This is a genomic window from Vibrio sp. 661, from assembly GCF_033339315.1.
Classification (GTDB): domain Bacteria; phylum Pseudomonadota; class Gammaproteobacteria; order Enterobacterales; family Vibrionaceae; genus Vibrio; species Vibrio alginolyticus.
On record NZ_JAWOUJ010000008.1, the window covers coordinates 100,591 to 114,806 of the forward strand.

9 protein-coding genes are annotated in these 14,216 nt (G+C 44.6%); 5 read left to right on the forward strand and 4 right to left on the reverse strand.

The genetic code is table 11. The annotated features are described in order from the left end of the window. Window positions 1-37 precede the first annotated feature (37 nt). Both purL and R7P69_RS15170 read left to right on the forward strand, forming a co-directional pair. Complete coding sequence (gene purL, locus R7P69_RS15165) at window positions 38-3,931, forward strand: phosphoribosylformylglycinamidine synthase (RefSeq protein ID WP_005381601.1); 3,894 nt, start codon at window positions 38-40, stop codon at window positions 3,929-3,931. 295 nt (window positions 3,932-4,226) lie between these two features. Then, on the forward strand, window positions 4,227-4,535 hold the full coding sequence (locus tag R7P69_RS15170) for a DUF3622 domain-containing protein (RefSeq protein ID WP_005381600.1): 309 nt from the start codon (window positions 4,227-4,229) through the stop codon (window positions 4,533-4,535). 90 nt (window positions 4,536-4,625) lie between these two features. On the opposite strand, the gene R7P69_RS15175 is transcribed toward R7P69_RS15170, so the two are convergent. The 3 genes from R7P69_RS15175 to R7P69_RS15185 all read right to left on the reverse strand — a co-directional run bounded on the left by R7P69_RS15175 (window position 4,626) and on the right by R7P69_RS15185 (window position 8,702). Further along, window positions 4,626-5,066 carry a hypothetical protein gene (locus R7P69_RS15175; protein ID WP_005381599.1) on the reverse strand — a complete coding sequence of 147 codons (441 nt, stop codon included), beginning with the start codon at window positions 5,064-5,066 and terminating at the stop codon, window positions 4,626-4,628. Window positions 5,067-5,184: 118 nt separating this feature from the next. Then, window positions 5,185-7,371 carry a TonB-dependent receptor domain-containing protein gene (locus R7P69_RS15180; protein ID WP_171346003.1) on the reverse strand — a complete coding sequence of 729 codons (2,187 nt, stop codon included), beginning with the start codon at window positions 7,369-7,371 and terminating at the stop codon, window positions 5,185-5,187. Between the two features lie 263 nt (window positions 7,372-7,634). Continuing rightward, window positions 7,635-8,702 (reverse strand): succinylglutamate desuccinylase/aspartoacylase family protein, encoded by a 1,068-nt coding sequence (locus R7P69_RS15185; RefSeq protein WP_042521202.1) that lies wholly within the window; start codon window positions 8,700-8,702, stop codon window positions 7,635-7,637. Window positions 8,703-9,032: 330 nt separating this feature from the next. Between R7P69_RS15185 and R7P69_RS15190 the strand changes: the two genes are divergently transcribed. After that, complete coding sequence (locus R7P69_RS15190; RefSeq protein ID WP_104975925.1) at window positions 9,033-9,572, forward strand: DUF3332 domain-containing protein; 540 nt, start codon at window positions 9,033-9,035, stop codon at window positions 9,570-9,572. 64 nt (window positions 9,573-9,636) lie between these two features. Here the strand turns inward: R7P69_RS15190 and R7P69_RS15195 are convergent, their stop codons facing one another. Next, window positions 9,637-11,109: an aminoacyl-histidine dipeptidase gene (locus R7P69_RS15195; protein ID WP_005381594.1), complete on the reverse strand. Its 1,473-nt coding sequence runs from the start codon at window positions 11,107-11,109 to the stop codon at window positions 9,637-9,639. A gap of 1,023 nt (window positions 11,110-12,132) precedes the next feature. Here R7P69_RS15195 and R7P69_RS15200 point away from each other — a divergent pair. Together R7P69_RS15200 and tet(34) are read left to right on the forward strand one after the other, a co-directional pair. Beyond that, window positions 12,133-13,422, forward strand: coding sequence for an NCS2 family permease (locus R7P69_RS15200; protein ID WP_005381592.1), 1,290 nt, complete (start codon window positions 12,133-12,135; stop codon window positions 13,420-13,422). 264 nt (window positions 13,423-13,686) lie between these two features. Continuing rightward, on the forward strand, window positions 13,687-14,151 hold the full coding sequence (gene tet(34), locus R7P69_RS15205) for an oxytetracycline resistance phosphoribosyltransferase domain-containing protein Tet(34) (RefSeq protein WP_005381590.1): 465 nt from the start codon (window positions 13,687-13,689) through the stop codon (window positions 14,149-14,151). Window positions 14,152-14,216: the final 65 nt, after the last annotated feature.

Sequence of the window (14,216 nt, forward strand, 5' to 3'; positions counted from 1 at the left end):
ATATCACCTTAATCAATTGCATAAGAGACCTAAGCACATGAGAATTTTGCGTGGCTCCCCAGCTCTTTCAGAGTTTCGTGTTAATAAACTACTGGAACTTTGTCGTGAACAAGATCTGCCTGTAACTGGCATTTATGCCGAGTTTATGCACTTTGCCGATCTAAAGTCAGACCTTGATGACCAAGAGTTAGAAAAACTTGAAAAGTTACTAACTTACGGCCCAACCATCGAAGAGCATGAGCCTGAAGGTCTTCTACTTCTTGTCACGCCTCGTCCTGGCACTATCTCGCCTTGGTCTTCTAAATCTACCGATATCGCTGTTAACTGTGGTCTGGATAAAGTGAAACGTCTAGAGCGTGGTACGGCTTATTATGTCGAGTCTTCAGTTGTTCTATCAGAAGCTCAAGCTGACGCTGTTAAAGCGTTAATTCACGACCGCATGATGGAAACAGTATTCACAGAATTTGAAGCCGCATCAGCATTATTTACTGTTGCAGAGCCTAAGCCTGTCGCACATGTTGATATCTTAGCTGGCGGTCGTCTTGCGCTTGAAGAGGCAAACGTTTCCCTTGGCTTGGCACTCGCAGAAGATGAAATTGATTACTTGGTCGAGAACTTTACTAAGCTTGGGCGTAACCCAAACGACATTGAATTGATGATGTTTGCTCAGGCGAACTCAGAGCATTGTCGCCACAAAATTTTTAACGCAGATTGGACTATCGACGGGGTAGATCAACCTAAGTCTTTGTTCAAAATGATCAAAAACACTTTTGAAACGACACCTGACTATGTACTGTCTGCATACAAAGACAACGCAGCCGTTATGACAGGTTCTAAAGCGGGGCGTTTCTTCCCTGACCCTAAATCTCGTCAATACACGTACCACCATGAAGATACGCACATCTTGATGAAGGTAGAAACGCACAACCACCCAACGGCAATCTCTCCATGGCCGGGCGCATCGACTGGCTCAGGCGGTGAAATCCGTGACGAAGGCGCGACGGGTATCGGCGGTAAGCCAAAAGCGGGTCTGGTTGGCTTTACAACCTCTAACTTACGTATTCCTGGTTTTGAACAGCCATGGGAAACCGACTTCGGCAAGCCGGGTCGTATTGTGAATGCGTTAGACATCATGCTTGAAGGCCCTCTTGGCGGCGCGGCATTCAACAACGAGTTTGGTCGTCCAAATCTATTGGGTTACTTCCGTACTTACGAAGAAAAAGTCACTTCTCATGCGGGTGAAGAAATTCGTGGTTACCACAAACCAATCATGATTGCTGGTGGTATGGGTAACATCCGCGATGAACACGTACAGAAGAAAGAGATCCCTGTAGGTGCGAGCCTAATCGTACTTGGTGGTCCGGCAATGAACATCGGTCTTGGTGGTGGTGCGGCATCTTCCATGGCATCTGGTCAGTCAGCAGAAGATCTGGACTTCGCTTCGGTACAGCGTGAAAACCCAGAGATGGAACGTCGCTGTCAGGAAGTGATCGACCGTTGTTGGCAGTTAGGCGACGATAACCCAATCGCATTTATCCACGATGTGGGTGCAGGCGGTATCTCTAACGCATTGCCTGAACTTGTCGACGACGGTGAGCGTGGCGGTAAGTTCCAATTACGCGATGTACCAAACGATGAGCCGGGCATGAGCCCACTGGAAATCTGGTGTAACGAATCACAGGAACGTTACGTTCTAGCGGTAGCGCCAGAAAACATGGAAGCATTCGACGCCATCTGTAAGCGTGAACGCGCACCGTATGCAGTGGTGGGTGTGGCGACAGAAGAGCGTCATCTAACGCTAGAAGATTCTCACTTCGACAATACGCCAATCGATATGCCAATGGATATCCTGCTTGGTAAGCCACCGAAGATGCACCGTGACGCAACCACACTAAAAGTGGAAAGCCCTGCCATTGTTCGTGATGGTATTGAGCTTAATGAAGCGGTGGATCGCGTACTTCGTCTTCCTGCTGTTGCAGAAAAAACATTCCTAATTACTATCGGTGACCGAACAGTAACGGGTCTGGTTGCTCGTGATCAAATGGTTGGTCCTTGGCAGGTACCAGTAGCAAACTGCGCAGTAACAGCGGCAAGCTACGACACTTACCATGGCGAAGCAATGTCGATGGGTGAGCGCACGCCAGTGGCATTACTAGACTTTGGAGCATCGGCTCGCCTAGCCGTTGGTGAGTCACTAACGAACATTGCGGCAACAGACATCGGTGATATTAAACACATTAAACTGTCTGCGAACTGGATGTCTCCAGCGGGTCACCCAGGTGAAGATGCGGGTCTTTACGAAGCAGTGAAAGCGGTTGGTGAAGAATTGTGTCCTGCGTTAGGTTTGACTATCCCAGTTGGTAAAGACTCCATGTCGATGAAAACCAAGTGGGAAGAAAACGGCGAGAGCAAAGAAGTCACTTCTCCACTGTCGTTAGTTATCACGGCATTTGGTCGTGTGGAAGACGTACGTAAGACCGTGACTCCACAACTACGCACTGACAAAGGAAAGACTTCTCTAGTTCTTGTTGACTTGGGTAACGGCAAAAACCGCTTAGGTGCGACAGCATTGGCACAAGTATACAAACAGCTGGGTGACAAACCTGCTGACGTAGATAATGCAGAGCAGCTAAAAGGCTTCTTTGATGCAATGCAAGCGTTAGTACGTGATGACAAGCTAGTGGCTTACCACGATAAAGGCGACGGCGGTCTTTTTGTTACACTGGCTGAGATGGCGTTCGCGGGTCACTGTGGCGTAAAAGCGAACATCGCAGAGCTGGGTGATGATGCGCTAGCCGTTCTATTTAACGAAGAGCTAGGTGCGGTTGTTCAAGTTAAGAATGATGATCTAGATTCAGTTCTATCTACTCTGGCGGCAAACGGCTTAGAGGCATGCTCACATGTGATTGGTTCTGTTGAAGCTTCAGACGACTTTGTTATCACTTCTGGTGATGCAGTTGTACTTGAACGTTCACGTACCGAACTACGCGTTATCTGGGCTGAAACAACGCATAAGATGCAAGGTCTACGTGATAACCCAGCGTGTGCAGACCAAGAGCACGAAGCTAAGAAAGACAACTCTGACCCTGGTCTAAACGTTAAGCTCAGCTTCGACGTAAATGAAGACGTTGCAGCACCGTACATTGCGAAAGGTGCTAAACCTAAGATGGCAATTCTACGTGAGCAGGGCGTTAACTCCCACGTCGAAATGGCAGCAGCGTTTGACAGAGCTGGTTTTGAAGCAACCGACATCCATATGAGCGATATCCTAACGGGCCAAGCGGTACTGGATGAATACCATGGCCTAGTAGCTTGTGGTGGCTTCTCTTACGGCGACGTACTAGGTGCGGGTGAAGGTTGGGCTAAGTCTATCCTGTTTAACGCACAAGCTCGTGAACAGTTCCAAGCCTTCTTCAACCGTGAAGAGACGTTCTCTTTAGGTGTATGTAACGGTTGTCAGATGCTATCAAACCTGAAAGAGCTGATCCCAGGTGCAGACTTGTGGCCACGTTTTGTGCGCAACGAATCTGAGCGTTTTGAAGCGCGCTTTAGTCTAGTTGAAGTTCAGAAATCTGATTCTGTATTCTTCGACGGAATGGCTGGTTCGCGCATGCCAATCGCGGTTTCCCACGGTGAAGGGCGTGTAGAAGTACGTGATGCAGAGCACCTAGCAGCGATTGAAGCATCAGGTACGGTTGCGGTTCGTTACGTGGATAACCTCGGTAACCCAACACAACAATACCCGAACAACCCGAATGGTTCGCCAAACGCGATTACCGGTTTAACAACAACAGACGGTCGCGTAACTATCATGATGCCTCACCCAGAGCGCGTATTCCGCACAGTTGCAAATTCTTGGGCTCCGGAAGGTTGGGGTGAAAATGGCGCTTGGATGCGTATGTTCCAAAATGCCCGTAAGAATATCGGTTAATTAACCAAAGGTTAATCTAGCTTAAGTAAAGCGTTGGTTGAGAGACCAGCGCTTTCTTTTTTCTTATCACTCTTTTTTCTTCGTCGCTCTTTCTAGTGACTTGGCGAAACGTTGCTTTGTTCTGCCTCTTCTTTGTCATCTATTATCTAGCGTAAAAAACTTGCAGCGTTTAGATTACTTTTATGCTCTAATACCGCGCTTACCGAGGGATGGTGTTAAACAGCTCAGCTTAGATGGAGTTATCAAGTTGACCGAATCCCTGATTGATCCCTAAATCCCTTAGGAAATGAAAGAAATGTCTAAGAATCCAAAATTTGCTATCCGCGTCACTGAAAAACGTAACGGCTGGAGCGCAGAAATCACTCGCCAAGTGACATCTCGTAAGACTGTAGTATCAAAGCGTGAAACAGGCTTTGACAGCGAAGAGAAAGCACAAGCTTGGGCTGAACAAGAACTGGCTGGATTTATCCAAAACCAAGTGGTTCGTAACGAGCGTAAAGCCGCGCAACGTCAAGAGCGTGAAGCAGAACAACTAGCGGCAAAAGTTCGTAAAGAAGAAGCCCGCAAAGCACGTGAAATCGAAGTAGACACTGACGAAGAATAAGTTTAAATCGGTGAGATGGTGACGTTACCCATCAAACAAATAGTGAAAATGCCCTGAGTTTTGTCTCAGGGCATTTTTTATTTATATCGGCTAAAAACAATCCGACGATACGGACAAGCTAAACGTGCCGTCTTCAGGGGCTGCAAATTGTTTATTGCCAGGAAGAAGGTGAGGGTTATTAGCATAAGTGCGATGTGTCGATTTGACCTTTGCAGAATGTCTTTCCGGTAAATCAAAGTGTTGTAAGCCGTCAGATAGATCGTTTGCTTCACCGTAGTCGAAATGTGTTGCGACGTCTTTGGGCTGCTTGGCGTAACGACAGTGATCCGGCTTACCATCTTCGTGCCAAGTTAAAGAGTTAGTTTTTGCATCTAGATTCAGGTTATTTGCTGTTGGCTGTGCGTAAAAATCTTCTGAAACTTGGTGCTTGCTTTGTTCTTGTAAGTAGTCTGCAATGTTCTCAGAAGCTTGCGCTAGGCTACCTACAGGGAAGAAGCAAATCAGAAGAAGCCGTGTTTTTAGATTGTTCATAATGTGTATGCAAGCAAAAGGAAATGATAATACTGATAAATAAAACGGCGTGCAATTATGGCCATTGGATACGATATAACAGGGCAGTTAATGTCTGCCCTGCATCTTTTAGGTATGGTTAGTATTGATAAGTGAGGTGCAGTTTGACTTCGCGACCAGGCGAAGGCACGCCATTAGATAGGTATGCTTCGTAGTAACGATCGGTTAAGTTTTTCACAACCGCGCCAACGCTCAAGCCTTCGACTTGTTGTATTTCCCAAACCACGTAAGCGTTTTGTAGCGTGTATTGCTCACTTGGCGATTTCACTTTTAAATTATTACCGCTTGCCTTGGTTTTGGTTTGCGCATCATACCAGCGGACTTCCCAGCCCGTACGTAAACCAGGAATCCATTCGTAACCTAAACCCAGATTAATGTTTAATGGCGGTACATCAGGATGATCATCATCTGAACCTGTAGAGTCAGATAGGCTACCTTTGTTTTTGCCGCGAATGTAACTTGCTGAGAAATTACTGTAGAAATCTTCAATCCGGTATTGTGAAATTAGCTCAAAGCCATAGTTTTTAAAGCCATCTAGGTTTGTATTCCAGCTTTGTAACTCAGTAGTATTTTTGTCGAGGTTTTCGCCCGTTCGTATATCAACTGTGTCGCTAACATCGTTATAGAACATAGTTAACTCTGTTGCGAGGTTATCGCGAGAGTTCACCAGCCCTTCCGTTAAGTTGATAACGCTTGCTTGATAAGCATGGATACGAGACACGTCCAGATTCAAAGCAGTAGCCGTAGCGGTAGCTCGCGCATATTGCACTGAGTAGATGTTATCAACGGTTGGTGCTTTTAAAGCGTAGGCGTAGGAGGCGTTTAAACGCGTATTATTGCTCGCATCAAAGTCGATATCCAAACGTGGGCTAAAGCCTTTATGCGTCGTTTCACCATAGTCATGTCCGGCAGCTGGATCATTATAATCCGGCGCTGCGTTCCCTTTTCCTTCACTCTTGATGTATTCGTAACGCAGAGAAGGTGTGATTGTTAGGCGGTCTGTTGCTTGATAGTGATCAGCAATGTAAGCGGCATAAATTGACTGCGTGCCAGATGGTTCGTAGTAAGGGGTGTACCAACCGTAGTTTTTCGCTTCATTACTGTCGTATGATGCGTTGAATACTAACGAGTCTCTATCGGTTTTTTGATATTGAAGCCCAGTGACTAGAGTGTGGTCTCCGAATTGTGCTTGGTTAAACACATCAACGTAGTCACGCTCGTAACTCAGCCATGACTCATGACCGTAACTGCCAACAGAAACGAACATTTTCTCGAATGCTACGTCAGGGCGAACCCAATGACGATCGTTTTCGGAACGTGCCATTTTGATATTGAAATCAATATACGGGTTAGTCGGCATGTAGTGGTAAGAGATGGTTGTGGTGTTGTCCGTGTATTTGTTATCGACGGTGTAAGCGTATTGGGCTTTTTCTAATGAGCCGTATTTCTTGATATTGTATTCGGTGATGTTAGGCATTTTTCCGCGGCGGTTAGCCCAAGGTTTACGACCTTCATCTTTGTAGCGAGTGTGGCTAATTTCAAACTCGTGATCGTTGTTTTCATAACCGACCTTTACGAGCATGTTTTCTTGCTCATAACCTGAGTAATCCAACGTTTCACCACCTCCGACTTTAATGTCATCAGAATCTTTTACCGAGCCATTCGCTAGAAAATAAAAACCAGTATCGTTTTTACCATAGAGTGTTAGCGTGTAGGCGTTCTCATCACCGTTAGTGTTGTATGCACTTGAGATGCGAGCACCAAAGTTTCTGTCGCCGTAAAGGAGATCATCGACACTTTTGGTTTTAATGCGAATGGAGCCACCAAACTTCCCGTTGAGTGCTCGATAGTCGTGCGCGCCCTTGATAATTTCTGCTTCGCCAATTAAGAACGGATCAAAAAAGAAGGTACCGTAGCGGTATTGTTGAAAGCCAATTGGAGCGCCATCGACAAAGACGGCGATATCGCTTGGATCATCAAAACCACGAATGTTAATACGTTCGCCACCAGAACGACCGCCACCATCTATTGATGCACCGGGAACGGCATCGATCATTGAGGCAAAATTAGAGTACTGTTGCTCTTCAATCTCTGACCAATTAATGGTGGTTTGCGCAGGCTCAGCAATGGTAATAGGTTTGGCATAACGAACGCCTATGACTTCAAGCTCTTCATTTGGCGCTGTCTCGGCATATGAATAAAGAGGGAAGAGCAAAGCCAGTGAAATGAGATTTACTTTGAATGGATGACTTTTTAATCGTTTCATATTGATGATTTATAGTGTTTTTATGAAGCTCGGATTATAAGAACATTATTACGATTAATAAATGATAATGAGATTAATTATCAAATGTGTTTTTGCGATGGCTTGTAAAGTTTTTTATCCATTCGTGGAAACTGCGATGAGTATCGTTAGCTTACATAAAACAAAAAGCCCAGCATCATGGACGCTGAGCTTATTGGCTTTAAACAAGATAGTGCGAGCACTGTTGCTCCTTTTGAGCTAATCAGGCGCCTACTTGGTAGGAATTACTGAGTTTCTAACGGTATCTGTCCGGTGGTCAGCGGCTCGGCATCGAATTCAGTGAGGCCTTCAATATAGCTTTCGACTGCTTGCTCTAAAGCATTATCACCTTGGTTAAAATAGGCAAGGTGGAAAATTGCATCGCCTTCGTTCACCAATGGTAATGTTTGTTGACCGATAACCAAACCACGCTTCGGGGCTTTTAGTTCTATCTCATCATGACCAAGAGGAGAGCTAATATAAGCGAGCGTTTCCCCCTGTTCTACTTTATCTCCCAGATTAACGACAGTACGCAAAATGCCGTTACCTGACGCGCGAACCCAGCTGGTGGACTTCGCTATGATAGGCTCAGGCAGCTTTTTCCTGCTCGCACGCAACATACCAATGGCTTGCATTACGCGCCGAACCCCGAGTACACCAGCGCTTATCGAAAGTGGATCAAAACGCAATGCTTCGCCAGCTTCGTAGGTGAGCACTGGAATATCGCATTTTTCTGCTTCACTGCGTAAAGAGCCATCACGCAATGCTGAATCAACAATCACTGGCGTCGAAAATGCTTGAGCAATACGTAGAGTTTCTGGGTTGCTTAAGTTTGCGCGAATCTGTGGCAGGTTCGTGCGATGAATTGCCCCTGTGTGTAGATCCAAAATGTAGTCACAACGCTTGGCAATGTTGTTAAAGAACCCGTGTGCCATACGAGATGCAAGTGCGCCTTTTTCACTGCCAGGAAAGCAACGGTTGAGATCTCGTCGGTCGGGCAAGTAACGAGATTTATGGATGAAACCAAAAACGTTAACGATAGGTACTGCAATGACAGTGCCTTTCAGTTTTTGTGGATCCAGTTGGTTAATGATCTGACGAACGATTTCTACGCCATTAAGCTCATCACCATGGATAGCAGCATTCACCATTAACACTGGTCCTTCTTGTTTCCCATGGATGATTTCCACAGGAATAGATAAAGGCGAATGTGTATATAGCTTCGCTGCTTCAAATTCGATCTCTAATCGTTGTCCTGGTTGTATTTGATGTCCTAAGAGCTCAAACACTTTGCTTTTTTTACTTCTGGCCATAAACCATCTCTGTCAAATGCGTCACCAGCAATGTAACAATTGCTGCAAAATCGCACTAATCATTCTCATTAAGGACACGACAAATTACTTTAATCGTCATGCGTGAAATTTTGGTGTGTGTGAAGTTTTTGTTTTCAATATGATCTTTTCTATCAGTTTAATACATAACAAGACATAGAGATGAGAGCGCAATAATAGCCTTAAAAAATGTGACTGTATTAAAAATAATACTGTTCATGGAGGACAAAAAAACGGACTTTTAACCCTACTTTTTATCCGATAATATCCGCGCCGAATTTGAGGTTTCACACTTTCTAACTAGAGGTTTTGATGAAAAAGGTAATTGCTAAAATTGGTGCATTGACTGCGGTAGCAGTTTCACTTTCAGGTTGCGTAGGTAGTAATGCCGTGACAGGTTATGTCATGGGATTTAACTTGAAAGCTGTTGACAACCGTTACGCTCGAGGTGGCCTAAATATGCTTTTAGCGCCTGTTTATGGTGTCGCGATCGCAGCGGATTATATCGTGTTTAACTCTCTAGAATTTTGGACGGGTAAGAACCCGTTAAATGGTAAGCCACATATCTTCGATACAAAGGTAGATACTTACATTGATGTCAACCACCAGTTAGATAAGTCGTTAACGACGGCACCAATCGCACCATTAGCGGATAACCGTGTCATTGAGCAGGGGCGAATGCAGCAAATCGATGAGAACACTGTTCAAATGGATATTACTTACAGTAACGGTGAAAAGGCGACACTCATGGGTGTACGCGATGGTGAGTTTGTCACTTACTACATTGATGGTGAAGTTGCTGCACAAACGTCAATGGATGAATTAGCCGCTTACGCGCAAAACCGTGTGTAGTTGGGTTCAACTACACCAAAAAAAGGGTGCCGTATGGCACCCTTTGTCATTTTTCGTGATTGAATTATGCTTTCTCTGGAATCGCTTCTAAAAGCGCGACCATCTGATCCCAGTACAACTGAACAGTATCAATCTTCACTTTCTCATCTGGAGAGTGAGGGAATTTTATTGTTGGACCGAAAGAAACCATATCCATGTGTGGGTATGGTTCTTTAAATAGGCCACACTCAAGACCAGCATGGATGACCATGATGTTCGGCTTATGACCGTAAATGCCTTCATACATATCACGGAAAATTGCCATGATCTCGGAATCTGCATCTGGCTTCCAGCCAGGGTAAGCGCCTGAGAACTGAATTTGTGCGCCTGCTAGCTCAGTAATCGAGCGCAGCATGCTTTCCACTTGGCTACGGCCAGAGTCAATGAGAGAACGAATCAAGCAAAGCACGGTGACTTTATTTTCTTCTGTGCTGATCACACCAACGTTTAGAGAAGTTTCAACAACGCCTTCCACCTCATCACTCATACGGATTACGCCGTTTGGACAAGCGTTAAGTGCCGCAATGAATCGTTGCTGATCGGCGATTGAAAATACTTGCGCGTCAGTCGTGATCGCTTCATTAAAGGTTACGATACCTGTTTCGATTTTACCCAATTCAGTTTTAAGCAGCTCAGTGTAGTGGTTGAACAGCTCAGCAAGTTTGTCTTGGTTTTCGACAGGAAGCGCGACAGTAACAAACGCTTCGCGAGGGATTGCATTACGTAAGCTACCACCACGGAATTCGACTAAACGTAAATCAAGCTCTTGAGCATGACCGGCAAGGAAACGACCAAGTAATTTGTTGGCATTACCGCGACCTGTGTGAATGTCACAACCTGAGTGACCACCTTTTAGGCCTTTCAGCGTCAGTTGGCGTGTTACAAAACCTGCAGGCGTTGATTCTCGAGAAATATCGAAAGTCATGGTGCCATCAACGCCACCTGCACAACCCATGTAGACTTCGCCTTCTTGCTCAGAGTCTGTATTTAGAAGAATCTCACCCTCTAACCAACCAGCTTCAAGGCCAAATGCGCCAGTCATGCCTGCTTCTTCATCAATCGTCAGCAGAACTTCGAGTGGACCGTGTTTAATATCTTTAGATGCCAATACAGCAAGGCAAGAAGCCATACCAATACCGTTATCTGCACCAAGCGTCGTGCCTTTCGCAGTTACCCATTCGCCATCGATGTAAGGTTGGATTGGATCTTTGGTGAAGTCGTGTTCAGTGTCTTCGTTTTTCTGCGGCACCATGTCGATGTGTGCTTGAAGTACAACAGCCTTCTTATTTTCCATTCCTGGTGTCGCGGGCTTTTTGATGAACACGTTACCGGTTGGATCACGGCGAACGTCAAAGCCTTGCTCTGTTGCCCAGTTGATAATGTACTGTGCTAATGCTTCTTCATGTTTCGATGGATGAGGGATAGAACAAATCTTATCGAAAAACTGCCAAAGTGGAGCAGGTGATAAGGTACTGATCTCAGAATGGAACTCAGACACGGAGGACTCCTTTTGATGTGCTTTGCCAAATATATACCGTAAAAATATTATCAAGGTAGCATTAAATGCTAGACGATTTGGCCTTCAAATTGCCGTTAGCATACCACCAGATAAGGAGTACGAGTAGTCGCGATCACAAGGATTTCTCTCAGAACTGTCACAGTTTGTGAATACAATAACAAGCACTATGTGTTCTCTATCATATATTCTGAAAGTGGCTTTATTTTTTAATTCATAAAGTTGTAATTTAATTACACATAAACTTTGATAAAGGTCAATTTGTGCATTTTTTGTGATTCCAATCACTAAAATGCTTGTAATTAAATTTCTTGGTGGTATATTTGTAACCAGCTTCTGAGAGAAGAATGAAATGCTCAAAGGATGAGTCCGTTTTATCGCCTCCAAGGAACCGAGAAATCAACGAATGTTTAATTGATTTAAAAGGTGATAGTTATGAAAGGTTTACCAAGTACAATGTTCTGGAATAGCAAGTCTGTTTACACCGGTAACTTTGTATACCCAACAAGCTTTGGCTACTAAGTGAAGTCAACGCATGTGACTCGAACAGTTTGTTCACCCCTATAAATTGGAATTTTTTTTCAGTGATAGTGCTGACATGATTCACCGCCACCCAAATTGGGTGGCGTTTTTTTATCTCTATTTTCTCTTCCTGACTCACTTATTGCCATCAAAGCCTTCTTCTATTCCCCATTCTTCGGTTTTATCGACTTTTCCATCAAATCTGTTAGATACCATGTTTAAAATGGGCCTTTTTCATCTGAAAGTTTAGTACATTGCTCAGTTTTTATTCTCTTTTAGAGAACTGTGTTATCTGGGTTACCTATTGTTTTATAAGAATATATTTCTTTGCATGCTATGATAGATTAGAGAATGTGTTTCATATCCAAAGAAAAAAAACGCATTAGAGTGAAGATTCTATCTAGAATTTGCTATTTGATAACTTTATAATTCCCGCCAATCGATTACGCAACCGTTTACTTTTTACCTTTACAGGATTCGATCATGCTCGAGAGGCTTTTTAAACTCAGTGAAAATGGCACAAATGTGCGCACTGAGATCATTGCAGGTGTTACGACCTTCCTAACTATGGCTTACATTATTTTTGTAAACCCAGCGATCCTGTCGGATACCGGTATGGACCGTGGCGCCATTTTTGTCGCGACTTGTCTTGCTGCCGCAATCGGCTGTTTTATCATGGGATTTGTTGCCAATTACCCAATCGCACAGGCACCAGGAATGGGCCTGAACGCATTTTTTACTTACTCTGTTGTATTGGGAATGGGTTATACGTGGCAAGTTGCGTTGGCGGCTGTATTTGTTTCTGGCCTTCTGTTCATTCTTTTAAGCGTATTTAAGATCCGTGAGTGGATTATTAACTCGATCCCGCATTCTCTACGAACAGGTATTTCAGCTGGTATTGGTCTTTTCTTAGCGTTTATCGCATTAAAAAATGCAGGTATCGTCGTTGATAACCCAGCGACATTAGTTTCTATGGGAGAGATCACATCATTGCCATCTGTATTGGCCGCGATTGGCTTCTTTCTTACGATTGCACTGGTTCACCGTGGTGTGAAAGGTGCGGTGATGATCGCCATTCTTGGCGTTACAGCGCTTGGTCTTCTATTTGGTGATGTGCAGTGGGGCGGTATTATGTCAACGCCACCAAGCATTGCGCCAACTTTCATGCAACTGGATTTCTCTGGTTTGTTTGAAGTAGGCATGATTTCCGTCGTATTTGCTTTCCTATTTGTCGATTTATTTGACACCGCAGGTACGCTCGTTGGCGTTTCTCAAAAAGCTGGTCTAACTGACGAGAATGGCAACATCCCTCGTTTAAACAAAGCGTTACTTGCAGACTCAACAGCAACGTCAGTAGGTGCATTACTTGGTACCTCCAACACGACATCTTATATTGAAAGCGTTTCTGGTGTAGCTGCGGGTGGGCGTACTGGTCTAACAGCCGTGGTTGTTGGTGTACTCTTCCTACTTGCTCTATTGTTCTCACCACTTGCGGGTATGATCCCTGCTTATGCAACGTCAGGTGCGCTATTCTATGTGGCGATCTTGATGCTGTCTGGGCTAGTAAGCATTGATTGGCGTGACCTAACTGAAGCGTCCCCAGTTGTTGTGACTTGTTTAGTTATGCCGCTAACATTCTCGATTGCAGAAGGTATCACGTTAGGCTTTATCGCATACGCGGCGATCAAGTTATTCAGCGGTAAGGGCCGTGAAGTGTCGATGAGTGTATGGGTGATGTCAGCCATCTTCATCGTTAAATACCTCGTCGGTTAATTTCTCGAGCAAAAAGCCAGTGTGGATTTATTCACGCTGGCTTTTTCTTTTTTTACGTTGTTCACAGAAGACGGTTTTTCTGCGGAATAGGCAGAGAATTTTGATATCACCGTTGGTATTAGCGGTGTGTTTCGGTAGAATAATCGTTTGCGCAGCTTGAAATCCTCGTCTCCAAACATTTTGGAGAAGTTAGTGAGCATTCCGCTTTTGAGTGACTTCGCTAGATTTTGAGGATGCATATTTTCAAATTATTAGGTTATTACAATGAGTAAAAAATTCATTATCACTTGGGATGCAATGCAGACTTACTGCCGTGAACTGGCTGAAAAACAAATGCCAGCTGAGCAATGGAAAGGAATTTGGGCGGTAAGCCGCGGCGGTTTGGTTCCTGGCGCTATTTTGGCTCGTGAACTGGGTATTCGTTACGTTGATACAATCTGTATTTCAAGCTACGACCATGATCATCAGCGCGACATGACGGTACTAAAAGCACCTGAAGGTGATGGCGAAGGTTACCTAATCGTTGAAGACCTAGTAGACAGTGGTGATACAGCGCGCAAACTACGTGAGATGTATCCAAAAGCGAAAATGATCGCTGTGTGTGCGAAACCATCAGGCAAAGAGCTGCTGGATGATTACGTTGTAGATATTGCTCAAGACACTTGGATCGAGCAGCCTTGGGATATGTCAATCCAGTATGCTGAGCCAGTAAACCGCAAGCAAAAATAAGCGCGGTTAAAGAATATTGAGAAATGCCCCTTTATAGGGGCATTTTTTTTATTATGATATTAAAT

What these genes read in the sequence shown, in the direction of transcription:
- R7P69_RS15185 (WP_042521202.1), bottom strand. Translation starts at nt 8,702, where the DNA reads ATGGCCAGAAGTAAAAAAAGCAAAGTGTTTGAGCTCTTAGGACATCAA.
- R7P69_RS15170 (WP_005381600.1), top strand. Translation starts at nt 4,227, where the DNA reads ATGTCTAAGAATCCAAAATTTGCTATCCGCGTCACTGAAAAACGTAAC.
- R7P69_RS15180 (WP_171346003.1), bottom strand. Translation starts at nt 7,371, where the DNA reads ATGAAACGATTAAAAAGTCATCCATTCAAAGTAAATCTCATTTCACTG.
- R7P69_RS15175 (WP_005381599.1), bottom strand. Translation starts at nt 5,066, where the DNA reads ATGAACAATCTAAAAACACGGCTTCTTCTGATTTGCTTCTTCCCTGTA.
- R7P69_RS15200 (WP_005381592.1), top strand. Translation starts at nt 12,133, where the DNA reads ATGCTCGAGAGGCTTTTTAAACTCAGTGAAAATGGCACAAATGTGCGC.
- R7P69_RS15190 (WP_104975925.1), top strand. Translation starts at nt 9,033, where the DNA reads ATGAAAAAGGTAATTGCTAAAATTGGTGCATTGACTGCGGTAGCAGTT.
- purL (WP_005381601.1), top strand. Translation starts at nt 38, where the DNA reads ATGAGAATTTTGCGTGGCTCCCCAGCTCTTTCAGAGTTTCGTGTTAAT.